At 65.5% G+C, this 24,639-nt stretch carries 20 protein-coding genes; 11 read left to right on the top strand and 9 right to left on the bottom strand.

The features are described 5' to 3' along the window. Positions 1-20: 20 nt before the first annotated feature. The 4 genes from PMI02_RS00910 to PMI02_RS00895 all read right to left on the bottom strand — a co-directional run bounded on the left by PMI02_RS00910 (position 21) and on the right by PMI02_RS00895 (position 7,655). Positions 21-1,004, bottom strand: a complete 984-nt coding sequence (locus PMI02_RS00910; RefSeq protein WP_007677387.1) for an alpha/beta hydrolase — start codon at positions 1,002-1,004, stop codon at positions 21-23. Positions 1,005-1,146: 142 nt separating this feature from the next. Next, positions 1,147-3,939: a M14 metallopeptidase family protein gene (locus PMI02_RS00905; protein WP_007677382.1), complete on the bottom strand. Its 2,793-nt coding sequence runs from the start codon at positions 3,937-3,939 to the stop codon at positions 1,147-1,149. A 51-nt stretch (positions 3,940-3,990) separates the two neighbouring features. Next, positions 3,991-5,274, bottom strand: coding sequence for a M20/M25/M40 family metallo-hydrolase (locus PMI02_RS00900; protein WP_036501683.1), 1,284 nt, complete (start codon positions 5,272-5,274; stop codon positions 3,991-3,993). Between the two features lie 17 nt (positions 5,275-5,291). Beyond that, positions 5,292-7,655, bottom strand: coding sequence for a TonB-dependent receptor (locus tag PMI02_RS00895; RefSeq protein WP_007677362.1), 2,364 nt, complete (start codon positions 7,653-7,655; stop codon positions 5,292-5,294). Positions 7,656-7,977: 322 nt separating this feature from the next. On the opposite strand from PMI02_RS00895, the gene PMI02_RS00890 reads away from it, so the two are divergent. From PMI02_RS00890 to PMI02_RS00870, 6 genes are all read left to right on the top strand, one after another. Further along, positions 7,978-8,643 carry a response regulator transcription factor gene (locus PMI02_RS00890; protein WP_007677360.1) on the top strand — a complete coding sequence of 222 codons (666 nt, stop codon included), beginning with the start codon at positions 7,978-7,980 and terminating at the stop codon, positions 8,641-8,643. Next, positions 8,640-10,166, top strand: a complete 1,527-nt coding sequence (locus PMI02_RS00885) for a sensor histidine kinase (protein ID WP_007677357.1) — start codon at positions 8,640-8,642, stop codon at positions 10,164-10,166. Before PMI02_RS00890 ends, PMI02_RS00885 begins: the two co-directional genes overlap by 4 nt. A 112-nt stretch (positions 10,167-10,278) precedes the next feature. After that, entirely contained in the window at positions 10,279-11,553 is a 1,275-nt protein-coding gene (locus tag PMI02_RS00880; protein WP_036501658.1) for a dicarboxylate/amino acid:cation symporter, read from the top strand. A gap of 130 nt (positions 11,554-11,683) precedes the next feature. After that, positions 11,684-11,902, top strand: a complete 219-nt coding sequence (locus PMI02_RS00875) for a hypothetical protein (RefSeq protein ID WP_238538933.1) — start codon at positions 11,684-11,686, stop codon at positions 11,900-11,902. A 99-nt stretch (positions 11,903-12,001) separates the two neighbouring features. Then, positions 12,002-12,265: a hypothetical protein gene (locus PMI02_RS26835; protein ID WP_007677349.1), complete on the top strand. Its 264-nt coding sequence runs from the start codon at positions 12,002-12,004 to the stop codon at positions 12,263-12,265. Positions 12,266-12,372: 107 nt separating this feature from the next. Further along, complete coding sequence (locus tag PMI02_RS00870) at positions 12,373-12,570, top strand: hypothetical protein (RefSeq protein ID WP_007677347.1); 198 nt, start codon at positions 12,373-12,375, stop codon at positions 12,568-12,570. A gap of 157 nt (positions 12,571-12,727) precedes the next feature. Here the strand turns inward: PMI02_RS00870 and PMI02_RS00865 are convergent, their stop codons facing one another. After that, positions 12,728-13,837 carry an IS110 family transposase gene (locus PMI02_RS00865; protein ID WP_007677345.1) on the bottom strand — a complete coding sequence of 370 codons (1,110 nt, stop codon included), beginning with the start codon at positions 13,835-13,837 and terminating at the stop codon, positions 12,728-12,730. Between the two features lie 279 nt (positions 13,838-14,116). On the opposite strand from PMI02_RS00865, the gene PMI02_RS00860 reads away from it, so the two are divergent. After that, entirely contained in the window at positions 14,117-14,731 is a 615-nt protein-coding gene (locus tag PMI02_RS00860) for a DUF2971 domain-containing protein (protein ID WP_007677343.1), read from the top strand. 230 nt (positions 14,732-14,961) lie between these two features. Here the strand turns inward: PMI02_RS00860 and PMI02_RS00855 are convergent, their stop codons facing one another. The 3 genes from PMI02_RS00855 to PMI02_RS00845 form a co-directional block, all read right to left on the bottom strand. Continuing rightward, the gene (locus tag PMI02_RS00855; protein ID WP_007677340.1) at positions 14,962-15,267 is read right to left on the bottom strand and encodes a transposase; all 306 of its coding nucleotides are present in this window, start codon (positions 15,265-15,267) and stop codon (positions 14,962-14,964) included. A gap of 223 nt (positions 15,268-15,490) precedes the next feature. Continuing rightward, positions 15,491-16,693, bottom strand: a complete 1,203-nt coding sequence (locus PMI02_RS00850; protein ID WP_007677338.1) for a cytochrome P450 — start codon at positions 16,691-16,693, stop codon at positions 15,491-15,493. Between the two features lie 69 nt (positions 16,694-16,762). Next, positions 16,763-18,121, bottom strand: coding sequence for an MFS transporter (locus tag PMI02_RS00845; RefSeq protein ID WP_007677337.1), 1,359 nt, complete (start codon positions 18,119-18,121; stop codon positions 16,763-16,765). Between the two features lie 299 nt (positions 18,122-18,420). Between PMI02_RS00845 and PMI02_RS00840 the strand changes: the two genes are divergently transcribed. The 3 genes from PMI02_RS00840 (at position 18,421) to PMI02_RS25690 (ending at position 23,594) form a co-directional block, all read left to right on the top strand. Then, positions 18,421-20,808, top strand: a complete 2,388-nt coding sequence (locus PMI02_RS00840; protein ID WP_007677336.1) for a CoA transferase — start codon at positions 18,421-18,423, stop codon at positions 20,806-20,808. A 265-nt stretch (positions 20,809-21,073) separates the two neighbouring features. Continuing rightward, positions 21,074-22,597, top strand: a complete 1,524-nt coding sequence (locus PMI02_RS00835; RefSeq protein ID WP_007677335.1) for an acetyl-CoA acetyltransferase — start codon at positions 21,074-21,076, stop codon at positions 22,595-22,597. A gap of 16 nt (positions 22,598-22,613) precedes the next feature. Further along, positions 22,614-23,594 carry a LysR family transcriptional regulator gene (locus tag PMI02_RS25690; RefSeq protein ID WP_157222307.1) on the top strand — a complete coding sequence of 327 codons (981 nt, stop codon included), beginning with the start codon at positions 22,614-22,616 and terminating at the stop codon, positions 23,592-23,594. A 7-nt stretch (positions 23,595-23,601) separates the two neighbouring features. On the opposite strand, the gene PMI02_RS26830 is transcribed toward PMI02_RS25690, so the two are convergent. Continuing rightward, entirely contained in the window at positions 23,602-23,772 is a 171-nt protein-coding gene (locus PMI02_RS26830; RefSeq protein ID WP_157222306.1) for a hypothetical protein, read from the bottom strand. A gap of 24 nt (positions 23,773-23,796) precedes the next feature. On the opposite strand from PMI02_RS26830, the gene PMI02_RS00825 reads away from it, so the two are divergent. Continuing rightward, positions 23,797-24,585, top strand: coding sequence for an enoyl-CoA hydratase-related protein (locus PMI02_RS00825; RefSeq protein ID WP_007677333.1), 789 nt, complete (start codon positions 23,797-23,799; stop codon positions 24,583-24,585). Positions 24,586-24,639: the final 54 nt, after the last annotated feature.

Below are 24,639 nucleotides of genomic sequence, written 5' to 3'. Positions count from 1 at the left end.
TCATTTGTGTGCAAGCGGGCTCAGCCCAGCCCGACCCGGCTGGCCCAGTCTAGCCACAGCCGCGGCCATTCCGACACCGGCAGTCCGGCGATGTTCCAGAGCCCGAAGCCGTGCCCGCCCTCGGCGAACAGGTGCGTGTCGGTCTTCACGCCTGCCGCCTTGAGCGCGGCGCGCAGGCGTATGGTGTTCTCGATCGGCACGGTGGCGTCGTCCTCGGCATGGACGATGAAGTGCGGCGGCGTGGCGGCGGTGACGTTGCGGTCGACCGAGTGCGCGGCCTCCAGCGCGGCTGAAGGGCCTGGGCCGAGCAACTTGTCGCGCGATCCGGCGTGGGCGATGGCGAGGTCCATGCTCACCACCGGATAGATCGGCGCCACGCACCATGGTTTCGCGCTGAACTTGTCCGCCCCGTCGACCGACGCGTAGCACGGCGCGGCGAAGCGGCTGGCGAGGTCGGCGCACAGATGCCCACCGGCCGAGAACCCCATCGCCGCGACGCGTTCGGGCGCGAGCTTGTAGCCGGCCGCGCGGCTGCGGATCAGGCGCATGGCGCGCTGCGCGTCGGCGAGCGGCGTGTCGGAGCGGTTCCCCCAGCCTTCGCCGGGGAGGCGATAGACCAGCACGAAGGCGGTGTAGCCGTGCTCGGTCAGCCACTGCGCGATCTGATAGCCCCCCTTGTCGAGCGTCATCCAGCGGTAGCCGCCGCCGGGGATCACCAGCACCGCAGCGCCGTTGGGTCGCTCGGGCCGGAAGGCGACCATGCGGGGCCGCGCAACGCCGTAGATCACGCGGTCGGAGAAGCCGGGGATGGTGGAGCGCTGGTCGATCGTCTCGACCGGCAGCTTGGCGGGCGCACCGGGCGGCGTGCCGGGCCAGAGGTCGATGCTCTCGCCGGTTTCCAGGAAGGGCCGGGCGGGTGTCGGCGGTGCCGCGCGGGCGGCGAGCGACCAGGTGGCGCCGGCGGCCATGGCTCCGGCAAACAGGGTCCTGCGATCGATGCTCATGCGTCCTCTTCCCACCTTATGATACCGGTGTCAGGACGAGGCTGGAGGCTGGGCGCGATGCTGTCAACACGGCTTCGAAAAAGGACGGCCCGGCGCGGTCCTCAGTGGGGAGGATCGCGCCGGGCCGCAGCAGGGTGGATCGTCAGTCGGCGGGCTTCGAGTCGCTGCCGGAAAGCAGCACGCCGTTGAGCAGGAACTTGAAGGTCGCGAAGGGCTGGCCGCGCTGGGTCACTTCCGGGCCCATCAGGAAGACACGGCCCTTGCCCAGGCTGCCCTCGACGATGCCCGCGCCGCCGTTCAGCAGCTTCTGCCCCCAGGCCCAGCCGGAGACGAGCGCGTCGTCCTGGTCGAACCAGCTTACCTTGCGGACACTGGGATCGTCCGATTTGAACACTGGGTTGTTGTTGTAGAACAGGTTGACCGTAGGTGCGACGCCGAAGGCCAGGGGATCGCTGCTGTCGACTTTCGCGCTCAGGATCGATCCGGGGACGTAGTACTTGGTGGAAGGGACACGCACCGGCTTGCCGTCGGCGCCGGGCGGAGCAAGGATGTTGGTGACCGGCAGGCCGAGCTGCTCGCCCATGCGCGTGGCGTTGCCCACCGCAATCACCGTGCCGCCCGCCTTCGCGAACGCGGCGACCTGCGGCATCGTCTTCTCGGTGGTGATCTTGCCCAGCATCTTGCGATAGGCTGCCGGCATGTCGGCGGCGGCCGGCTGGTCGCGCGATCCGCCTTCCTCGCGGCCGAGCACGTCGCTCTGGAACACGAGCACGTCGTATTTGGCGCCGAGGCCGCCGTTGTCGAGTTGCTGCGGGTAAACCAGTTCGTAGGGGAACTCGTACTGCTCGAAGATCCAGCGGGTCCATCCCGAGGCCATCGAGCCGCCGTAGACGTCGACGAGGCCGATCTTCACCGGCTTGATCGCTACCGTTTCTCCAGCAGGCTTAGCGCCGACCGCGTGGGCGTCGAGACCGAGCGGGGCGACCGCTGCCGAAATGATGGCGTCGGCCTTGGCGGACGCGGGGATCCACAGCGCGCCGGGAACCAGAGCTTTTCCGTCGACGGTGATCGCGGCCTTGAGCCAGAACACCGGTAGCCCGGCCTTCAGCAGGCGGTTGGAGAGCGTGAAGCTGTTGTTCACGGCGTGGTCGACGACGTAGCCCGCCTTGCCGTTGCCGACGATCTTGCCGGCGGGCGGCGCGGCTATCACGTCGGGCACGGCCGGGAAAGAGGGCGGCGCGGCGCCCAGCACGCGGTCGAAGGCGACATTCATCTGCAGCGCGAGGGTGTAGCCGGTCACGTCGTAAGGCTTGATCGGCGGGCCGCCTTCGTAGGCGAAGTCCTGCGGGTGATCCTGCGGCTCGAACATGTCGAGGACGTGGGGGCGGAACGCCTGGTCGCTGCGCACGACGTAGCTGCCGGCCGGATAGCTCTTGCCCCCAAAAGTGAAGGCGGCTGGGGCCTGCTGCACCTCGATGCCGGTCTTGATGAGGGCGTTCAGGAACCGCACGGTCGTGGGCATGTCGGCCTGGGTGTCGGCCGGGATGATGTAGGCGCGGGGCGCCCGCTTGTCGGGCGCGTTGAGCACGGTCTTGTAGAGGCCGGCTGGCAGGATCTTCTCGGTGCCCCAGGCGAAGGTGCCAGCGGTCTCCTCGGGACCCGGCTTGGGCAGCTTGGCGGCAGCCTCCTTCATCGCCTCGATCCGCTTGGGAGTGACGACCCAGCTGTCCTGACTGCCCTTGGCGATCTGGTTGCGGCCCATGACATAGCGATTGTACTGGATCGTCTCGCGGTAGCGTGAGGCGTAGTCGAGGATCGCGCGGTCCATTTCCTTCACGTAGTCGAGCGACTGCTGGAAGTGCCAGTCCTGCGGCGCGATCGGCAGGACCTCGTCCTGGCGGGCGAGCTGGTTCTCGGGCACCAGCGGGATCTTCATCGGCGTGGGATTTCCGATGATCTCGGTCAGGATGCCGATCTGGTTGTGAAAATAGCCGATCGTGCGCACGCCGCCGTTGAACCAGGTCGAATAGGGCGCCGCCGAGCGCATCGCCGAGCCGGCCATGCCCTGCGCGACGAGGCGCGCGTGCATCATCTGGCCGACCACGTCGGTCTGGTTGATGACCAGCGGCTCGTTGTTGAAGTTGTAGGGATCGCGGAACGGGGGGATGAACACCACCGCGCCCAGGGGCCCGGTCTGGTGCTGGTTGTAGAGAATCTGCGGGAACCAGTCGCGATAGGCGGCGCCGTTCATGTTGGTCGTCTCGGGCTGGGTCGAGGCGAAGCTGTCGCGGTTGTTATCGTGCCCGATGTACTTCTGGTAGAGCACGGGGATCGAGTCCGTCGTCAGCTTGCGCGGGTTGGCCATGTACCAGTCGGCGACCAGTTCCAGCCCGTCCGGGTTGGCGAAGACGAACAGCATGATGTCGTCGCCCAGCAGGCGAAGCGTCTCGGGGTCGTTGCGCGTCAGCATCTCGTGAATGATCTGGACGTGGCTCTGCGCGTTGACGATCTCGCTGGCGTGAAGCCCCGCGTCCATCCACACCATCGCCTTGCCTTCGGCCGCGAGCTTCTTCGCCGCCTCGTCGTCGAGGCCCTTGGCTAGGGCGAGCTTCTGCGCGATGGCGCGGTACTTCTCGACATTGCGGATGTTATCGGGCGACGAAACGATCGCCATGTACTGCTCGCGGCCCTCGGCGGTCTTGCCGATGCTCACCAGCTTGATGCGGTCGCTTTCGGTCGCGATCTTCTGGAGCCAGGCGGAGATCTTCGTGTAGTCGGCGAGGAAGTAGTCCGCCCCGACCGTGCCGCCGACGATCTTCTCCGGCAGCGTGATGACGGCGCTGGTGGGCGGGGCATCCTGCGCGGCGGCTGCCCCGGCGAAGGGCAGGCACGCGGCGGCGAGCAGGAGATGGCGACGCATCCGGCGGCTGAACATGGCGGAACTCCTGGTGATACACAGTGATCGAGCGGAAAAGGCGGACATGGCTCAGCGCGCCTCGGCGAGAGCGAGCACGGTGGCGAGGCCTACGCCCATATTCCTGAGGTCTTCGGGCGAATTCATCTTCATGCCTTCCTCCAGCGAGTGCGCGCGGAAGGTCTCGAACCCGGAGGCGAGCGTGACCGCCTCGATGCCGAGACTCATCGGGATGTTGCTGTCGGTGGAACCTGCGCCGTACTTCGGATCGAAGCCCGAAGCCCTGGCCACCGCGCCCGCGACCTTGATGATGCGCGCGTCCATCGGGGTGGAGCCGACCGGGCGGTCGCCCACCAGCTTGGCCTCGTAGCTGATCTTGCCTTTGGCGGTGGAGCGCGCCGCGTTTTCTTCCGCCACCGCGCCGGGCAGCAGGCTGAGGAACGCCTTCTCCTCGGCGTCGAGTTCGGCCTTGCCGTTGGAGCGCATGTCGATGGTCATCGCGGTGGAGAACGGGATCGAGTTCACCGACGTGCCGCCCTCGACGATGCCAACGTTGTAGACCGTCTTCGGCTCGGCGGGCGCCTTGAGCTTGCCGAACGCGACGATCGCGTTACCCATGGCGAAGGCGGGGCTGACGATGCCGAAGTCGCCCATCGAGTGTCCGCCGGGGCCGTTGAAGGTCACCTTGTAGCGGCGCGATCCGGTGCCGGCATTGGTGATGCGGCCCGGCTGGCCCGGCTCGAATGAGATGAAGGACTTGATGCGGTCCTTGTACTTGCCCTTGGAGAACAGGTAGCGGGTGCCGCGCAGGTCGCCCGGGCCTTCCTCGCCGACGTTGCCCATGAACAGGATGTCGGCCTTGGTGGTGTACCCGGCGCGGTTCATGGCGCGGATGAAGGCGAGCTGCACCGGCAGGCTGCTGGTGTCGTCGCCGATGCCCGGTGCGTAGAGCCCGTTGCCCTCGCGCCGCACCTTCACGTTGGTGCCCTCGGGAAACACCGTGTCGAGGTGAGCGGTGACGACGATCAGCGGCCCGCCTCCGGTGCCCTTGCGCAGGCCCATGACGTTGCCGACCTCGTCCATCTCGACGTCGGTGAGGCCCTCGGCCTTGAGCATCGCCATGTAGGCTTTGCCACGCGCGGTCTCCTTGAACGGCGGGGCCTCGATCTCGGTGAGGGTGATGATGTCCTGGATGATCCGTTCGTAGTCGCCCTTGAGCGATGCCTGTGCCTTGGCGAACTTGGGGCCGGCGAGGAGGGCGGCTGCGGCCTTGTCCTCTGGCGTGGCCGCTGCCTGAGCCGAAGTGGCGATCAGCATCGCGGCTCCCAGCAGGGCCGGCATGATCTTGGCGCGCATGGTCTGGAAATCCCCCATCAGAACTTGGACGTAAGCGTCGCGCCCAGCGTGCGCGGGGCAGTGGTTGCGTAGTAGTCGGGCACCCCGGCGGCGCTGGCGATCGTGTTGACGCCGACCTTGTTCAGCACGTTGCGCACGTAGAGGAACACGCCGAGGGTGTCGCGCTGGATGCCCATGCGCAGGTTGACCATGCTGTACTTGCCGAACTCGCGGTAGTTCACGTTGGTGGTGCGCAGCTGCGAGGTCATCTTCCCGGTGTAGGTCCAGTCCGCGCGGAGCAGGCCGGTGAATTCACCGAAGGCGGGGAAGTTGTATTCCGCGCCGGCGCTGGCGGTGGTGCGCGGGATGAGCGGCAGGATGTCGCCCTTGCGTCCCGCCGCAGCGACTTCCGCGCTGACCTGGTCGGCCGTGAGGCGCGGCTTGAGGTAGTGGAAGCTGGCGTTGAGGTACAGGCCGGGGATCGGGATCGCGCTGGCCTCGGCCTCGACACCCTCGATCCGCGCGGAGCCGACGTTGCTGATGTACGAGAAGTTGCCGTAGGTCGCCTGGACCGAGGTCTGCAGGTTGTCCCAGTCGATCCGGTAGACGTCGACGTTGAAGGTCAGCTTGCGGTCGAACCACTGCGTCTTCACGCCGATCTCGTAGTTCCACAGCGAGTCCGCCTCGTAGGTCTGCGCCGATTCCGGGATGCCCGGCGTCAGGTTCGCGCCGCCGGGACGGAAGCCCTGCGATGCCGTGGCGTACGTCATGATGTCCGGCGTGACCTTGAACTCGACGTTGTACTTCTGGATCAGCCCGCTCGCGTCGGCGGTGACCTCGCGGTAGGCGGAAGGGGTCTGGCCATTGAAGTAGTTGTAGCCCAGGTTCTCACCGCCGACGGTCTTCTTGTAGTCGTAGTAGCGCAGGCCCGCCGTGACGGTGAGCGGCTCGAAGATATGGTAGCTGAGTTCGCCGTAGACCGCCGTCTGCTTCACCTCGTCGGTGACGTAGCGCGAGCCGAGGTCAGTCACCGGCTGCTGCATCTCGCCGGAGGCGGGGATGCCGGGGAAGACCAGCGTGTCCACGCGGTCGTTGCGGTCCTCGCGGAACAGGCCGAGGGTATAGCCGAGCGGTCCCTTGCCGGAGGAGCTGATGCGCAGTTCGTTGACGAAGTTGCGCACGAAGCGCGGCTGGTAGGCGCCCACTGGCTGCTGCGCGGCGGCCCAGGTCTGGTAGTCGGCTCGCAGCTGCGCCGAGGTCAGGCCGCCCGCGCCGCTGGCGCAGGTCCCCGAACTCGTCGAGGCGCCCGCGTTGGTCTGTTGCAGCAGCGAGTCGCCGTAGGTGTTCTGGAACAGGCCGCAGTAGCGGTTCGATGCGGCGATGCTGGCGTAGTTGTCCGAGTTGTCGTTGGTCTGGCGCACGTCCCAGCGGTAGAACGAGTTCGCCAGCGTCACCGTGCCAATCGGGGTGTCCCACTTGGTGTCTAGCGCGTAAAGCTGAAGCTTGTCGTAGGCGGGCGAGGCGATCTTCTGCTGCGATATGAACTCGCCGACGGAAGGCGCCCACTGCGAGGTGCCGTCGAACTTCTGCGTCTGGACGATGCCCATGAGGTTCATCTGCAGGTTGTCGACCGGCTGGAAGCCCAGCTGCACGCGCGCGCCTTCCAGCACCGAGCGGTTGAGGTCTTTGAGGCCGATCGTCGGATCGTCGACGTAGCCCGGGTTCTGCTGGCGGTAGAGCACTAGCCGGGCGCCGAGCATGTCGGTGATGATCGGCACGTTGACCGCGCCCTTCAGCGAATAACCCCACTCGCCGTGCTCCATCGCCTCGCCGCCAAGTTCCGCGGCGCCGTCGTACTCGGCAAGGTCGGGCTTCTTGAAGATGACGCGCAGGGTGCCGCCCATCGAGCCCGAGCCGTAGAGCGTGCCCTGCGGACCGCGCAGCACTTCCACGCGCTCGACGTCAAAGAGGTTGAGGTTGGGAGTAACGCCCGAAGGGTCTGAGCTAGTGCCCGAGGGCCCGGTCAGCGGAGTCTCGCCGTAGTAGAGGCCCACGGTGCTCTCGCCGGCGGTCTGGATGCCGCGGATGGAGATGCGGGTGCGGCCGGATTCGCCGGCGATCAGGTTGAGGCCCGGCACCTGGCGCACGATGTCGGCGATGCCGGTGGCGCCGAGGTTCTGGAGCGACTTCTCCGACAGCGCGGTGATCGCCACCGGCGTGTCCTGCACCCGGGTGGAGCGGCGCAGCGCCGTCACCACGATGTCACCCACGCCTTCCGACGCGGCCTGGGGAACCGAGGTGTCCTGTTCCTGCGCCGATGCAGCCGAAGGAGCCACGGCGCAGGAAAGCGCGGTGGTGGATACGGAAAGGAAGAATGCAGCGCGACCGAAGTGCGTGGCCATGATTGCCCCCTGTTGCATGCAGATTCCATCCCCGCCGCGATGCCGCCGGGTCTCCTGCGATCTCGTCCGCCGCAAGGGATTGAATCTGCTGAAATTGCCGAGTTTCCCTCTCCCGACTTCGCAAGAGGTAAGGGTCGCGACCTGTCACCAAGCTGTCACTGCTTGTTGCGGTGCAAAAAGAATCTTGCCCCAGATGACAGGTCGGTGACAGGTTTGTCCCCAAGACTGTCGAATCGAAGAGAATGTAAGAACAAGAGCCGCGCCTGGGTCGCGCGGGACAGGGGATGGGGATGCCGCAACTCGTACTTAGGGGAGTGGGTTGTTGCGGATATTGATCGTGGAGGACGACGAGCGCCTGGCGCGCGGGATGGAAGCGTCGATAAGCGCGAGCAGTTTCGCCGTGGACGTCGTCGGCACCGGAGAGGACGCGCTCGATGTGCTGGCGGGCGAAGCGTACAACGCCGTCATCCTCGACCTCGGCTTGCCCGACATGGACGGATTGGAAGTGCTCCAGTCGATCCGAGCCGGCGGCGACGCTACCCCCGTACTTATCCTTACCGCGCGTGATGCCGTGGGCGACCGGATCGCCGGGCTCGATCGCGGTGCCGACGACTATCTGTCCAAGCCCTTCCATCCGCGCGAATTGGAATCGCGTCTCCGCGCGCTGATCCGCCGCAGCCAGGGCACCGCCGACCCGGTGCTGCGCGTGGGCGAACTCAGCCTCGACCGCTCGACCCGCGTGGTGCAGCTCAACCGCTGCGTGCTCGACCTGCGCCGCCGCGAGATGGCGGTGCTGGAAACGCTGATGGGCCGCTGCGGCAAGGTCGTGACCAAGCAGTGCCTGACTTCCGAGGTATTCAACTTCAGCGACGCGGTCGCGCCCAATGCGCTCGAGGTCTACGTCGGGCGCCTGCGCCGCAAGCTGATGCCCGGCGGTCCGATAATCCGCACCATTCGCGGGCTGGGCTACATGCTCGAAGCCGGATGAACTCGCTGCGCTCGCGGCTGACAGCAGCCGTGATGGTTCCCCTGCTGGCGCTGGCGGTGACGTTCGGCGGGATCACGTGCTGGATGATCCACCGCTCCAGCGTGCTCACGTCCGACCGCATCCTGGTGGGCTCGGTGCGCGTGCTCAGCCGCGCGATCGACGCCGACGGCGCGGTGCGCGATGAACTGCTGCCTCTGGCGGTCCACCTGCTCCAGCGCCGCTCGGCGCCGGTCACGCACTACAGCATCTGGGCCGGAACGCGCCTGCTGGCCGGTGAGCGCGGGCTCGTGGCGCCGCCCCAGTACGACGCGCGGAGCGGGGCGCTGCGCCGCCGTGTCCCGGCGGCGAGCTTCCCGCGCACCTACCGCAACACGCCGCTCGTTGCCGGTTACGTCGATGCGCGTGATGCCGATGGCGTGATCCAGCCGGCCTACCTACGCGACGGCTGGCTCAAGGGAAAACCGGTCCGCGTGGCGACCGAGATCCGCACGCTCCACCGCGGCGGCGCGCCCGTGGTCATCCAGGTCGCTGATTACATGGACGACCGGGCTGCCTATCAGCAGGCCTATTTCCTGCGTGTGGCCGGCGCGGCGGTGCTGATCGCGATGACCGCCGTGCTGCTGTTCTACTGGGCCATCACCTGGGGACTGCGCCCGTTCGCCTCGCTCACCGGCCAGATTGAGAACGCCCAGCGCGAGCCGCCGCCGCACTTCCGCCTCGCGCTGGAAGACCGCGCCCCCCGCGAGGCGCTGCTGCTGGCCGGCTCGTTCAACGGACTGATGGCGCGGACCGAGCGCGCGCTGGACACCCTGCGCCAGTTCACCGCCAACGCGTCGCACCAGATGCGCACCCCGCTCGCCATCGTGCGCGTTCACCTTGACGTCCTGGAGCGCTACGGCGCCCAGTCCCCGCGCGGCGCAGCGGCGCTCGATGACATCGCCAATGCCGTGACGTCGCTCGAACGGCTGCTGCTGCAGCTCATCGCCCTTGCCCGCACCGAGGAGCAGGGGATCGGCGCCGACGAAACCTTCGACCTCGCGGATGTGGCGGCCGAACTGGTGGCCGGGAGGGTGGTCGGCCTCGGCGCCATGGACATCGGGTTCGAACACGAGGGCGGCCCCGTCCACGCACGCGGTCACGCCGTGCTGGCCGCCGAGATGATCGGCAACCTGTTCGACAACGCCGTGCGCTATAATCGGCCCGAAGGAATGGTCACGGTCAGGGTCCTGCGCCGCGAAGGCGTCTCCCGGATAGAAGTCGAGGACGATGGGCCGGGGATCGCTCCCGAGGACCGCGAGCGCGTGTTCGAGCGCTTCTACAGGGGGCGAGGCGAAAGCGGCCCGCCCGGCAGCGGGCTCGGACTGTCGATCGTGCGCGCGCTGGCCGAGCGCATGGGCGCGCGCGTGAAGCTCGCCGAGGGCAGGGACGGGCGCGGTGTGCTCGCCAGCATTGATTTCATGCCCACCGATTTTGGACCGGCCGACGCCCAAGTTGAGGACCTGCCGGTAATGACAGCTTGCTGACAGCCTTTCTGTCGCAGGAACAGCATCATGGGCTACGCGCCGCGCGCCGTGTGCCGACAGGATACCCGATGCTGCAAACTCTCCTGGCACGATCCGTTCCATGATTCAGAATATGACCCCATTCGCGGCCCCCGCACGGCGGGAGGAGCAGCGCCGCCTCCGCCCCCTGCTGCAGGTCCGGCTGCTCGCGGGCTTTGCGGTCGGCATGGGCGGGGGCACGCTGGCGGGTCTCTTCGCCCGCGACCTCGCCGCCACCCAACTGCTCATGCGCTGGATCGTGCGCCCTGTGGAGCAGGTGTTCCTCTGCGTTCTGTTCGTGCTGATCGTGCCGCTGCTGGTTGCCGCCATCGTCAGCGGCCTAGCGCGGATACGCAACACCGCCGGGATGCGCCGGCTGCTGCTGTCCACCCTCGCCTATATGGTGGCCGTGTCGATTTCGGCGGCGTTGATCGGGCTCGCCATGGCGAACCTGTTCCGGCCCGGTGACGTCGTGCCGACCGAGATCGGCCAGCAACTGCTCGCCGCGCGCGGCCCGGTCTCGCCGCAGGGATGGCTGGATGCAGCGCTATCCTATTCCTCGATCGAGCGGCCGGTGGTGCTGGCGGCGGTCGCCTTTTCCTTATTCGCAGGGGTCGCGCTGACCCTGCTGCGCCCGCGCCGCGCCGGGCGGGTGCTTGCCGCCAGCGAGCGGGTCTTCGACGGCGGCATGCGGGTCCTCGCACTGGTGACGCGCTTCGCGCCGGTCGCCGTCGCCTGCTTCATGTTCGACATGACGCTGGTGTTCGGGTGGCACCTGCTGGTCTATCTCAGTGCCTACGTCGGGGTGGTGGTGGCGGCGCTGCTGCTGCAGGTGGTGCTCACCTTCTTCGCGGTCGTCTGGATGCTCGGCGGGCTTTCGCCGCTGGGCTTCCTGCGCGGCGTGCAGGAGGCGGCGCTGATCGCGTTCTGCACGTCGTCTTCCAACGCCACGCTGCCGACCGCGCTCAAGACCGCCGAGGTGGACCTTGGCCTGCAGCCCCGAGCCGCCCGCCTCGTGCTCGGCATAGGCACCGTCGCCAACCAGAGCGGCACGGCGATCTACACGGCGGTGACGGTACTGTTCATCGCGCAGTTCTTCGGCATGGACCTCTCGCTCGACCGGCAGGGGCTGCTCCTCGCGGTGGCCGCGCTGGCGGGCATGGGTACCATCGGCGTGCCCGCCGGATCGTTGCCCACCGTGGCTGCGGTCCTCGCCCTGAACGGGCTGCCGGCGGAGGGCATCGGCCTTGTCATCGGCGTCGACCGGCTGCTCGATATGTTCCGGACGATGGTGAACGTGGTCGGCGACCTCGCCATCGCGGTCGCCGTCTCGAGCGACCAGCAGGGGCGAGGCGTGGCGGTGGGTTGAGCGGATCGTCGGGGCGAGCGCGATTTTTCGATTACCGTTCTGAAATGTCGGGGTTGCGACGACGCCCGACCGCGTCGCAAAACGCTATGGAGGGTGTATGAAGCTCAAAAATGCACTGACGTCCGCGGGAATGGCCGCGGCCCCCGTAGCAGCCCAGGCTGGCACTGCCGCAGCGGCATCTACGGTCAAGATCGCTTCTGTGGCGGGCACTGCTGAATGCAAGGCGACCACCGTGAAGGCGAAGCAGAACCTCGCAGCCGATTCGCTGCTGCTGGCGCTTTTCGCCCCCGGCGCAGCCGGCTTCGGCGTGGCCAAGGCCGTCGACGACAACAAGTCCGACGGCTCCTGATCCCGCCCAACTGAATTTAATTGATAGGAAGGCCACGCTGCCAACCATGGCGCCGTGGTCTTTTTCTTGGCGGGCTTCTGTTGCCGCCGGCAGCGGTGCATGGCGCGCGACGCGAACGCTTCGCTGCCGCACGGCGAGCCCTGGCGCCGAAACGCCCGCCTGCAACCACCGGAAACCGGCCAGCTCGAATACGGGAAAGCCAACGGCCATGCGTTGGCCGAGCCGGAATCGAATTCCGGAAATGATCCTCTTTTAAACAGTAGCTTACATAAGGGGAAGGCGTTTAAAGCCCCCGATCGTGCCCCCAAATATACCATCAGTCAGCGAAACAATGGCTTCGATAAGCTGATTTGCAACGCGTAACACTCATGCCTGTGACGCCCGATCATCAGGATTTGACCGGTGAATACACTCGACCAGACCGGGCCATCGCATATATTCGATCCGCGCGGAAGATGCAGGAGCTACCGATGACCAAGAAGACCAGCCTGTCATTGAACGCCAAGGAGACAGCAGCCTTGATCGAAAAGGCTAAGCGCGAGGGAGATGGCGACGCACTGGCCATCGCGAGATTCCTGCATCACGAGGTGACGAATGCCTCACGGGTCAGAAAGATATTCCAGTCGCCCAGCTTGTGGCGAAAGCTGCTTGCTGCCCTCGGACGTTAGGCTTCACATCACCAGCGCCGATGGATAGCAAGAGTGGGGCAGGCGAACGGTAGCTGAAGGTTGTTCCCGAAATGTGGTTATGGCGCGGCCCCCTCTGAATCTGATCCAAGGTCATTGCTGCCTTATATTGCCCAACGGGGTGCCGCGCCTGCAGCCGTTAGGCTGCAACTGGTAGAGGCTCGGGATCGCGAACCTCAGGAAAGGCTTCATACGAGCGGCCGGTGCGCCACATGTTCAGCATGATGACGGCAAGTTTCCGGGCAACCGCAACTCGCGCCTTGGAAAACCCGATCGCCTCAGCCCGGTCCAATCCCCAGCGCCTCAGCGCCGTATCATGCTTCTTGGCGACAGCCAGCATCACGGTTGCGGCACTGACCAAGTGCACGCGCGTCATGGGATTGCCCGCTTTGGTGATCCCGCCGTTCCGCTTACTATCGCCACTCTCGAAGATCTTGGGTGTTAGACCGAGATACGCGGCGACATCGGTAGACCGGCGAAATCGGGTCGGTTCCTCGATCGCGGTGAAGAACGAAACTGCCGTGATGCTGCTGACGCCAGGTATTTCGGTGAACCGCCTGCAAAGGTCATTGGACATCGCGAATTCGTGGAGTTCACTTTCCAGGTTCACGATCTCAGTCCTGAGCTTCAGCGACAGCTCAAGGAGCGGCTTCATATGCTGGGTAAGATCATGGCCCGTCTCGGCCCTGACTTCATCAATGGCGCGCTCCACATGGAATCGGAAGCGACTTGCGTTATGGGTCCGTTCCTTGATCCTTGTGCCATATACCCGCAGCATGGATTTTATCATCAGCTCTGTAGAGACGCGCTGCCGGACCATATTGTGCCGAGCTACCAATTTGGACCGCGTAGCGTAGCATTCGTTGCTCTTGATATGGACCTCAACGAGAAATCCGCGTCCCAGCCGCGCCACTTCGGCTATGCCCCGTGCGTCGTTCTTGTCGGTCTTGTTCTTCCTCAATTCGAGAAAGCGCCGCACGGCAAATGTGTCGTAAGCGTTGGCGTTATAGCCGAATGCCCGGAGGCCCTTCACGACCTGAAGGCTTGTTGAGCAGGCTTCCATGCCTATTGAGCTAACACCATCGGGAAAATGCTCGACAAGCAGGTCCCTGATTTTGGCAGCTTTCGTCGGAAGTTCCTGCTGAATGAGGACTTTGCTGTCGCCATCGATTGCACATAGCGCGGTCGACGCAACGCCCGTATCTAGTCCAATCCAGATTTCTGGCTTCGAATTTTGCGACGTGGTCATCAATGCTCCCTTTAGGCTACCCCTCACAGGCCGAGTGCGGAGTCCGCCGGGGCTCCAAAAATTACTTCGAGGTGGTAGCCTTCTCCGCGACCGCGAAGGGTCGGGGATGGGCTGATGATGCCTTCACCTTATCAAAGGGTTAACAACGTCGTCGGGGTGTGCGTTGTTGGATAGCGGAGCAAGCTAGATCGGTGCGACGGTCACTTGGACCGGGTATCTCATCCCATCAGTCGAAAAAAATACGGCGCGCCCGCGAGCCGTATTCGGCGAGCGTTCCTGATGGAGAAGCAGAAGCGGCTTATAGGCTGTCCTCTCTTCTCCGAGATGAACGACCCCATGGAGGGCTCGCACCGCCTCTCCCAGCGCTTCTCCGGTGGATCCCCGGACAGCAAGCGGCAGGAGGCCGTCGACGACGCGCTCGCCACCACCGGGATCGCGTCAATGTCCGAGGTCTCGGACCACGAGCCGATGTGGGCGCACTACGCCGACCAGTTCGGCGGGATGTGCGCGCAATACAACGTCAACGCCCTCCTGCGCGGGCTGGACGACACGGTCGCTATCACCAGGATGATCTACTCCGAGCTCGAGCCGATCCTGGCGATGGACCGCAGCACCCCCACCGAGAAGGCGCGTCACTGCCTGTCGAGCAAGACGGTGCGCTGGGCGAGCGAACGCGAATGGCGGATCTTCCGGGACGGGCGTGGCCAGGCGTCCTACGGCCGGGCGGCCGCCGTCAGGAAAATCCTTCTGGGATCGCGCACAAGTCCAGCCGAACAGGGCAGGCTCGTCGAGGTGGGACAGCAGCTGCAGGTGCAGGTGTCGGTCATGAAGGTGGAAGCCTATTCCATGCAGTTCACCACGCTCTACCAGCCGCCCAAGAAGGAAGCGCGATAGAGTTGCCCTGACTGTCCGCCTCTTACGCCTGGGCAGCCGATAACTGACAGTCCGCTGTCGGCCAGTCTTGGCATCCAAAATGGCATAGCGGACCGGCTGCACCTGGGAATGGACAATCGGCGGTTGCACGGCGACAAAGGATCGGAACCGGTTATTCGCAAGATTGACAGTTTTGGGCAGCAGGCCTCTCTGCCCCGCTTCTTTCTGTCGACCGCTTTCTCCGGCATGTACTAGGCGACCGGCTCATTATTTCGTAGCCAGATCCGTATGAATACCAGGTGGACTGAGGCGAGGAAGCTATCGCCGCGCTTGCCATAGCCTATGGCGAAGGATCGTAACTGTTTAATTTTGATGAAGAAATTCTCGGCGAGATTGCGGTATCGATAGAGGAATGTGCTGAAGGCGGGGCGACGCTTGTGGTTTGGTGGTTTGGCATAGGCTTGATTTTGGCCCAGACACCGCGCGGCCATCTCGGTTCTGAGGGCATCGCTGTCGTAAGCGTAGTCAGCGAGGAGCACATCCAGAGTGTCGAACATGTCGGCGGCATGGCATCTACGAGTACCTGACACGAAAGATCATAGCATAAAGCAGCGGAGAACCTGTCGGCCCGGGCGGCAGAGGCGCCACTCCTCCTCATTGGAATTCATCCACGCCGCCTAAGATACCTCGCTGCTGCCGCAAACAGGCTCCGTTTCGAAATAAGCCACGTTTTCAGACTTGAGTATCCGTCTTTGTCGAACCGGCTGAGGTCGGAGCAATTTACGCATCCCAGATCAACGGGATGGCTGTGCAGGCCCCCACGTTTCCGCCCTTCATGGTGACGGGAAGGGTCGGGTCCAGCGACGTTTCGGGCATTCCGGCCAGCCATTCGCGAACGAACACGATCACTTCCATGCGCGCCAGTCCCGCGCCGACGCAGCGGTGTGCGCCCACGCCCATTGTCGTGTGGCGGGCGGGGGTGAGGCCGCGATCGAATTGCACGACTTCAGGGTTCTCGAAGCAGACCGGGTCGAGATTATGGAGCACGCTGGGAAGATAGATCAGGTCGCCCGTTTTGATCGTGACATCATCGACCTCGACATCGGCGATGGCATTGCGGCTTACCGCAACCGTCGGGTAGCGGCGCATCAACTCGTCGGCAGCGGCGGGGATCAGATCGGGGTTTTCGCGCAGCAAACTTTGATCGTCAGGATGGCGGGCAAGGTGAAGCGCGACCATTCCGATCATCGCCGCCACTGTGTCCAGCCCACCGAACAGCAGGTTTCGGCACATTCGCTGCGCTTCTTCGACGCTCCAGGGCCGGCCTTCCACGGGCAGCGCCAATATGTGGCTGAACAGGTCGTCGCCCGGTTCGCGCATACGTCGCTCGATGAAAGGCCAAAGGTAATCGTCGGCCGCCTGCTTCAGTCCTTCGACTGTAATCGAGCCGTCAGGACGGGTGAGCTGCACGCCCAGTTTTCGCAAGTGGGGCCGGTCCTCCAGCGGCACGTCGATCAGGTTGAGGAAAACGTTCAACGGCAGGATCTCAGCGAATTCCGCGACGAAATCGCACGAGCCCCGGTCGCGCAGCCCGGCGATCAACTCGCGCGCAGCAGCTTCGACGCCCGGTTCGAGCGCGGTGATGAAGCGGGAGGCAAAGCCTTTCACAACCGGCGTGCGAAAGGCCTTGTGCGCGGCACCGTCGGACTGGAGCGGAATGAACTGCATCACCTCGCCAAGTCCCGGCGTGACGGCCAAGCATTCGCTCGACAGTCGATCCGCATCGGCCCACAGTTGCCGGACGATATCACCCCGCGCGCCGATCCAGTGGCCGCCGTTGGCTGTCGTCCACACGAGACCCGGCCCGTCCAGCAATGCGGTCCAGGCGGCGAAGTAGTCAGTTTCGATTCCTGGCGGATTGAAGATGTCGAAATCGACCACCCGATCGGCGGGGACGTGCGATGGTACGACCGTTGCAGGCATGGTGATCCTCTCTCTCGTCTTCGTTTTTTCGAGAGGCTATCATGCGCGGCCTCCCGTTTTGCCTATGGTTTACCGCAGGTCTGCGCCGTCATCGGCGTTCCGCGCATCGAACATGCTGACGTCGCGCGCGGCGCTCGACAGGCAGATCGCGATGATCGGCAGTATCACCCCGGCAGCGGCGGTCAGCGCCCAGGCGAGAGGATCGGTCGCCGCCCAGGCTTCGAATACGTCGCTGAGCAGTCCGATGAGCAAGGGACCGAGCCCGGTTCCCACGAATGCGGCAGCGATGGAAAGCGCCGCCAGTGCCTGCGCGCGCAGTTGCGGCGGAGCGGTCAGCTGGAACGGGATGGAACTCATGCTGATGATGGCGCTCAGGATGAATATGGCCGGGGCCAGAAGCGCCAGCGCCTGGCCGGGGTTGGCCGCAAGCGGGGCGAGGGTCGCGGGCAGGATCATGGCGATCGTGGCGCCGCGCATGAGGCGAACCGTGCGTTCGAGCATCTGTTCCTTGCGCGAGCGGCCGACCAGCCAGCCCGCGGTCAGGGTCCCGGATGCGCCGGCCAGGATGAACACCATGCCGAAACCCAGGCCCACGGCGGCCTCGTCCAATCCGTGCCGGCGCATCAGTGCCGTCGGCATCCAGGCGACCTGCGCGTTGAGGATGGTAATGAGCAAAGCGACGGCGATCATGTAGGGAAAGCAGAACGCCCGGTTTTCAAGCAGGAATCCCGCCAGTGCGCCTTTCGCCGTGCGGGGCCGCGCGGGGCCCGTGCGCAGGCGTGGTTCGCGCACGGTTAGGGCCATCACCGGGGCCAGGAGAAGGCCGGGCAAGCCTGCCAGCAGCAGGATCAGCTGCCAGCGTTCCAGCGCTGCGAAACCGGCCATGCCCGAAAGGTCCCACGAGGCCGAGGCGGCGTAGAGCTTGCCCCCCAGCGTCAGGGCGAGGCCGCCGCCGACGAACGGGGCGAGCATGAAGATCGAGGTCGCGCGGGCCAGGCCTGGCCTGTCGTGCAGGTCGGCGAGCAGGCTTTGCGCGGCGGGTGGCAGGCCCGCTTCGCTGACGGCGACGCCGATCCGCGCCAGCATGAGGCTGCCGAAGTTGAAGGCAAGCCCGGCCGCACCGGTGGCTAAACTCCAGGCGATCATGCACGCCGCGATCAGCCGGGGGCGGTGGACACGGTCCGCCAGCCACGCGAGCGGAAGCGTGGCGAGGACGTGGAAGATCGAGAAGCTGACCCCCTGGAGGACACCGATCTGCGTGTCGCTCAGCCCCAGCGAGGCCTTGATGGAGGTCACGAGCAGGCTCAATATCTGGCGGTCGATGTACGACAGCGTGAACGCCAGCGAGACCGCGATGGTGCCGTACCACGCGGCCCCGCGGCCGGTGGCTGCCGAGGTCGCTTCGCTGGTGAATTGCGGGGTTGCCATGCACCTCTCCGACGCGGTGCCTATTGTTGCCCGCCGTTCAATAGCGAGAGGCTAGGGGCCGGATAGAGCGCCATCTAATACGATTGTGCACTGGGTTGATCACCGATCCCGTCTCAACAATCGGGAATTTCCGCCCGCTGGACGGTGATCGCAGGCGGTCTTGATATGATATCCTTATCAGCATCGACCGATTGCGTATTGGACAGTCCTCCCCCCTTTCCGGATGTTTCTGCGCAGCAAGATAACAATGAAATTCGGGGAACGGGGATGCAGCGCAACCATGTCAATTGGTGCCGCCCATGACGGTGCAAGCCGACGAGGGAAGCGCTTTCCGGCCGCTTGACGGGTATGTCGTGCTGGACCTTCTGGAAGGCCCCGTGAAGGCGCTGAGCCGCGTCTACGCCGACCTTGGCGCCCGCGTGATCCGGGTCGAGCCGCTGGGCGGCGAGCGACCCGCCGGCGATCGAAAGAAAGCGATCGTCCGCGCCGTAGCCGACGTCGGCAAGGAGCTTGTCATGCTGGCGCACGAGCCGGGCGAACGATCGGCGCAGTGGGGCGATATGCTGCGACAGGCCGATCTCGTCCTCGTCCCTTATCCCAGACCGGCGGCGCTGTATTTTCCGCAGGAGACGGTGCCCGAACGCTGTGTCCTGATGACAGTGGGCATGTTCGGGACCGGCAACGCCTATGCGGACTGGCAGGCCACCGACCCGGTACTCCACGCCTTGTCCAGCGAGCTTTCGCGCTCGGGCGTGGCGGGGCGCGAACCGCTGTTGCCGCCGGGGCGGCTGGCGTCCGCCTGCGCGATGGCGCAGGCGGCCTATGTCGGGATGGCGGCGATCTATGCCGCGCAAGTGACGGAGTGCGGCGACCGCATCGATTTCTCGATGCTCGACGGAGCGGTGCAGGCGCTTGATCCGGGTTTCGGGCTGGCCGGAAGCGCCACGCTGGGACGGTCCGCGAAGCTGCTTCCTCCGGGACGGCCCGCGCCGGGTATGCTCTATCCCATATTCCCCTGCGCGGATGGGCAGGTGCGGGTGTGCCTGCTGGCCCCGCGGCAGTGGCAGAACATGTTTCGCTGGCTGGGTTCGCCTGCGCAGTTCGCCTCGGCTGAGTTCAACAGCCTTGAGGTGCGCCAGCGCTCCGGCGCGCTGACGCAGGACATGGCGGCGTTCTTCCGCGACCGGCTCAAGGCCGACCTGGAGCGGGAAGGGGCAGAGCATGGCGTCCCGATTTCAGGTGTGCTCTCGCTGGCGGAATGCCTTGCGACCGATCACGTGGTGGCCCGTGGCGTCATCGCCGACGTGGAATTGCCCGACGGCCATACAGTGCGGATGCCGCGCGGCGTGATCCGCATCGATCGTCATGCGCACCGCGCCCCGCCTGCCGGGCCGATGGCATTTTCCCGCCCTGTCGGCGCTACGCCTGCGCGGCCATTGGCGGGGTTGAAGGTGATCGACCTTGGCGTGATCGTCGTGGGCGGAGAGCAGAGCCGGCTGCTGGCCGACCTAGGCGCCGATGTCGTCAAGGTCGAAAGCGCATCGTTCCCGGACGGTACGCGCCATTCCTACCTGCCCACCGGGTTGTCGGTGGGGTTCGCGGCGGGACATCGCAACAAGCGCAGCCTGGGCCTGGACTTGCGCCACCCGGAGGGCAAGGCCCTGTTCCTGCGCCTGGCGGGCGAGGCCGACGTGATCCTTTCCAACTTCAAGCCGGGCACGATGGAATCGCTGGGCTTCGATTACCGGACGATCGCCGCGATCAATCCCGGCGTCGTCATGGTGGACAGCAGCGCCTTCGGTGCGGACGGGCCGTGGGCCGGACGGATGGGTTATGGCCCGCTGGTCCGCGCCGCCTCGGGGCTTACGCGCAGGTGGTGCTATCCCGATGATACCGAGGCCTACAGCGATAGCGTCACCATCTACCCGGACCACGCCGCAGCCCGCTACGGCGCGATCGCGACGCTGGCGCTGCTCGCGCGGCGGTTGCGCACCGGCCATGGTGGCACCGCCTCGATCTCGCAGATGGAGGTGATGCTCGATCATTTCACCCCCGAGATCGTTGGCCTGGCTGATGGAGTGGACGACTGGGACGAGGCTTCGGACGCGCCGTGGGGCGTATTTCCGGCGCGCGGCGATGATGAATGGTGCGTCGTGACGGTTCGCGGCAATCGGGATTGGCAGGCGCTGTCGCAAGTCGTCTGCCGCGAGGATTGGGCGACTTTGCCGCAATACGCCGATCGCCATGGCCGCTTGCGCAACAGGGCTGCGATCGAGCGCGATCTGACCGACTGGATAACCCGCCACGACGCCGATACCGCGATGCGCCGCTTGCAGGCGGCGCGTGTTCCGGCGGCACGGATGCTGCGGATCGCGGACCTGCCGGACTTCGGCTATTTCCGCGAACGGGGCCTGTTCCGCGCCGAGAAACACCCGCACATCGCGGAAGAGGTCGTTTCCGAACGCTTCCATGCCCCGTCGTCGAACATAGCCGACCTGCCTGCAACGCCCGCTCCGCTGATGGGCGAGCACAGCGCCGAAGTCATGCGCGATTGGCTGGCGCTGCCCCCGCTTGAGATCGAGCGCCTGTTCGCCTCGAACGTGCTGCAAGGCGTGGACCCCGAAATCGCACGGATGCTGTCCGTGGGCGAAGGGCGCGGCGAAGCGGCGGTCGCTTCGAAAACCTAACACAAACGTCAGCCAGGCAAAGGATGATGCAGATTTGACTTCCAGTGACACCGGCCCGTAGCATCCCGCCAACGATAATGGAGAGGATACGAAGGTCGACAGGCCGCCCGCGTCAACATCGGGCGATGGCCGTGGCGTTGCGCCGATTTCCAGCATGACGGGACAGAACGCCTTTGGCGCCATGATCCCTTTGGAAATCCGCGCGAATGGAAGGATCGAATGTTCTGCGTCGCCGACAAGCACAGTCTTGTAAAAGGAGAGATGCATGAATTCCAATGTCGATGAAACGAGGGTGCCGGTCCTGATCGGTATCGGCGAAGTGCTGGACCGGCCAGCGAACGATCTCGACGGGCTCGATGCGTTCGAGCTCATGTTGGCGGCCCTGAAGGCGGCCGAGGCGGATGCGGGCGTTGCGGTGCTCGATGCGCTGGACTGGCTGGGGGTGGAGGATGAAATCTCCTTCCCCGATCCGGCCCCGCACGAGCGGCTGGCCGAACACATGGTTCGCGATGGAGGCAAGCGCCCGCCGCGCCTGCTCAAGACCCACGAGGCCAGCGGCGACGGGCCGATCAAGCTGATCAACGATGCGGCCAACCTGATCGGGCGGGGCGAGATATCGATCGCGGCTGCCGTCGGCGCCGAGGCCCTGCGCACGGCGGCGAAACGCTATCAGGCGGCGATAGCGGCCGGGCAGGAGCCACCGAAAAGCTCCATTGCCGATGTCGCGGAAGCCAACGCCAGGCCGCTGGCGCGCAAGCATGGCCTGTTCACTCCGATCGACGTCTACCCGCTTTACGAGAACGCGGCACGCGCGGCCTGGGGGCAGACGCTGGCCGAAGGACAGGCGGAAAGTGGCCGGATCGGCGAAGGCTTCGCGGCGGTTGCGGCGGCCAACCCTTATGCTTGGATCCGCAAGCCGGCAAGCGCCGAGGCGATCGCCACTGCCACGCCGGACAACCGCATGGTAAGCTTCCCCTACACCAAGATGATGGTCGCCAATTCCAGCGTGAACATGGGGGCCGCGGTGATCGTCGCCAGCCTCGCCAAGGCGCGCGAGCTGGGTGTGGACGAAAGCCGCATCGTCTACATCGGCGCCGGCGCCGCTGCGCACGAGGACGAGGATTTCCTGTTGCGCGACAGCTACACGCACGCCGTAAGCCTGGAGACGACCGTGCTTTCGGCGCTGGAGCGCAATGGCCTAGGCGCCTCCGACATCGACCACGTCGAACTCTATTCCTGTTTCCCGATCGTGCCCAAGCTGGCCCGGCGCGTACTGGACTGGCCGCAGGACAAGCCGTGCTCGGTCTATGGCGGCCTCACGTTCGGCGGGGGACCGATCGGCAACTGCATGATGCACGCGGCCGCGCGCATGGTGGCCAAGCTGCGCGAAGGCGGCGATCACGGGCTGATCGTGGCCAACGGCGGCTATGCCACGCACAGCCATTCGATGGTGTTCAGCCGCCAGCCCGTGGCGGCAGGAACCTTCCCGCAGGACTATAATGTGCAGCCTCTTGCCGACGCACGGCGCGGCACCGCGCCTGAGTTGCTAGCGGAATATTCCGGGCCGGGCACAATCGAAACCTACACCATCCCGTTCGACCGGTACGGCAGTCCCCGTCATGCGACGATTATCGGCCGCACGCCCGAAGGGGCCCGGTTCATCGCCCGCGTGCCGGAAACCGATGCGACGACGATCGCCTTCCTGATGGCGGACGGCACCGAGCCGGTCGGCACCGCAGGACAGGTGATTACCGGGCCGGACGGAATGGCGATCTGGGGCCCATCGTGATGGCCTGACTCAAGTCTTGAAAGACGCCGCGAACAACGGGGCGCATGGAGAGGGAGCGTGGAATATGACGAATATCGATATCCGGCAGGTCCGTATGTTCGTGGCGGTTGCCGACGCGCTCTCCTTCACCCGCGCGGCGGCGGCGCTGCATGTCGCGCAGCCCTGGCTTTCGGTGCAGATCCGCAAGCTGGAAGACCAGATCGGCTTCCCGCTGTTCTTCCGCAACCGCAATCGTGGCGTCGTGATGACGCGGCAGGGGAAGGCGTTTCTCGAACCGGCGCGCGCCTATGTAGAAGCCGCGCACCACGCCGCTGACGCGGCCAAGGACATCCGGGGCTATCAGGCCTTGTCGCTCAAGCTGGGCGCTCCCGATTTTTCCGCCGAGATCCCGGCGCGCGGGGCGCTTCTGGATCTTTTCACGGGCCGCTATCCCCGGATGGAGATCGAGATCGTCAATGCCTGGTCGGCGCAGCTGATGGACGCGCTGCTGGACCATGAGATCGACATGGCCTTCACTGTGGGCCCGTTCGAACGGGGTGGATGCGAGGTCATCGATATTGCGCATTATCGCTGGGCGATCCTGGCCGAGCATGACCTGGCAGCCGAGTGGGGCGACGATGTACCGCTTTCCGCGCTGCGGGGCCGGCAGGTGGCCAGCTTTCGGCGCAACATCAACCCCGCGTTCTACGACAGCATCGCGCCAAGGCTCGCCGAGCACGACATCGAGATCGTCGCCCTGCCGGAATCGTCGCTTTGCGGCATTCGCCGTCATGCGGTGCGCACGCATATCCCGGTGCTCATCAGCGAATGGCATGCCCAGTCCAACCCGGACCCGGATCTTTTGGTGGTGCCCTTCCGCGAAACGGATTTCACCTTCGCCCTGCATCTCGCGCGGCGCGAGAACGACGATCGTCCCGCTGTCCGGGGGTTGTGGGACGTGGCGCGGGCATCGGTTGCCGCCGACCTTGATAAGAAATTCGTCTCAAGCGCCTTGTGAAAACATATTAGACGAGGCTGGCTCCGGTCAATATCCTTTCAGGAATAACCAACGGCCAGACAAAACGGGCGCGTTCGACAAGGTCGAAGAGGATGATCGGGTATCGCGTTTCGGCGCGGTCCCTCGGGGAAATCACCAGAACAGCTTGAGCCAGTCGCGGTGCGATGGTGCCGTGCAAGCCGATGGCTTTGGAGAGAGATGCATGATCGATACGGTTGATGACGTGGTGCTGTTCGAGCTTGTCGACGGGCATATCGGCCTGGTCACGCTGAACCGGCCGGAAAAGCGCAATGCCGTGAACGGCGCGGTGGCGCGGGCGATCGATGCGATCGTCAAGCGGACCGAGGCCGATCTCGCCATCTGGGCGATGGTGATCACATCAGCGGAAGGCCCCACGTTCTGTGCTGGCGCCGATCTTGCCGAAGTGGCGGCGGGACGCGGCGATGAATTGAGCACGCCCGATGGCGGCTTTGCCGGCTTCGTCGAGGCGTCGCGCGTCAAGCCGTGGATCGCGGCGGTAAAGGGCAGCGCCTTGGGCGGCGGCCTGGAAATCTCGCTCGCCTGCGACTTGCGGGTGGTGGCGGACACCACGGTGCTGGGCCTACCGGAAGTGAAGCGCGGCCTGATCGCCGGAGCCGGCGGCATCTATCGCCTGCCACTCCAGCTGCCGCGCGCCATCGCTTTGGAAATGATCGCCACCGGCGAGCCTATCGCGGCGCCGCGCGCCGCGGCGCTGGGACTGGTCAACCGGGTGGTCCCGGAAAGCGAAGTGATCGACACCGCGCTGGGCCTTGCCCGCGCGATCTGCGCCAATTCGCCGGTAGCGGTGCGCGAAAGCCTGCAAATCGCGCGGGCCGCCGCCGATGTCTCCGAAAGCACATCGATCCTGGCCTCGCGCGCGGCGTTCGAGCGCCTTGTATTGACCGAGGACTTCGCGGAAGGGCCGCGCGCCTTCGTCGAGAAGCGACCACCGCAATGGTCTGGCCGCTGACGGGACCGATCGCCGGATAGGCTGTCTGTAGAGCTGTGAACTGCATCCAGCCAC

It is taken from the genome of Novosphingobium sp. AP12 (assembly GCF_000281975.1).
In the GTDB taxonomy this organism is placed as follows: Bacteria; Pseudomonadota; Alphaproteobacteria; order Sphingomonadales; family Sphingomonadaceae; genus Novosphingobium.
Note: the sequence above shows the minus strand (reverse complement) of the source record. Positions and strands in the feature narration are given on the sequence as shown.

Excerpts from the sequence above, each read along its gene's own strand:
- PMI02_RS00910 (WP_007677387.1), bottom strand. The coding sequence starts at position 1,004 with ATGAGCATCGATCGCAGGACCCTGTTTGCCGGAGCCATGGCCGCCGGC.
- PMI02_RS00905 (WP_007677382.1), bottom strand. The coding sequence starts at position 3,939 with ATGTTCAGCCGCCGGATGCGTCGCCATCTCCTGCTCGCCGCCGCGTGC.
- PMI02_RS00900 (WP_036501683.1), bottom strand. The coding sequence starts at position 5,274 with ATGCGCGCCAAGATCATGCCGGCCCTGCTGGGAGCCGCGATGCTGATC.
- PMI02_RS00895 (WP_007677362.1), bottom strand. The coding sequence starts at position 7,655 with ATGGCCACGCACTTCGGTCGCGCTGCATTCTTCCTTTCCGTATCCACC.
- PMI02_RS00885 (WP_007677357.1), top strand. The coding sequence starts at position 8,640 with ATGAACTCGCTGCGCTCGCGGCTGACAGCAGCCGTGATGGTTCCCCTG.
- PMI02_RS00880 (WP_036501658.1), top strand. The coding sequence starts at position 10,279 with ATGACCCCATTCGCGGCCCCCGCACGGCGGGAGGAGCAGCGCCGCCTC.
- PMI02_RS00875 (WP_238538933.1), top strand. The coding sequence starts at position 11,684 with ATGGCCGCGGCCCCCGTAGCAGCCCAGGCTGGCACTGCCGCAGCGGCA.
- PMI02_RS26835 (WP_007677349.1), top strand. The coding sequence starts at position 12,002 with ATGGCGCGCGACGCGAACGCTTCGCTGCCGCACGGCGAGCCCTGGCGC.
- PMI02_RS00870 (WP_007677347.1), top strand. The coding sequence starts at position 12,373 with ATGACCAAGAAGACCAGCCTGTCATTGAACGCCAAGGAGACAGCAGCC.
- PMI02_RS00865 (WP_007677345.1), bottom strand. The coding sequence starts at position 13,837 with ATGACCACGTCGCAAAATTCGAAGCCAGAAATCTGGATTGGACTAGAT.
- PMI02_RS00860 (WP_007677343.1), top strand. The coding sequence starts at position 14,117 with ATGGAGAAGCAGAAGCGGCTTATAGGCTGTCCTCTCTTCTCCGAGATG.
- PMI02_RS00855 (WP_007677340.1), bottom strand. The coding sequence starts at position 15,267 with ATGTTCGACACTCTGGATGTGCTCCTCGCTGACTACGCTTACGACAGC.
- PMI02_RS00850 (WP_007677338.1), bottom strand. The coding sequence starts at position 16,693 with ATGCCTGCAACGGTCGTACCATCGCACGTCCCCGCCGATCGGGTGGTC.
- PMI02_RS00845 (WP_007677337.1), bottom strand. The coding sequence starts at position 18,121 with ATGGCAACCCCGCAATTCACCAGCGAAGCGACCTCGGCAGCCACCGGC.
- PMI02_RS00840 (WP_007677336.1), top strand. The coding sequence starts at position 18,421 with ATGACGGTGCAAGCCGACGAGGGAAGCGCTTTCCGGCCGCTTGACGGG.
- PMI02_RS00835 (WP_007677335.1), top strand. The coding sequence starts at position 21,074 with ATGAATTCCAATGTCGATGAAACGAGGGTGCCGGTCCTGATCGGTATC.
- PMI02_RS00825 (WP_007677333.1), top strand. The coding sequence starts at position 23,797 with ATGATCGATACGGTTGATGACGTGGTGCTGTTCGAGCTTGTCGACGGG.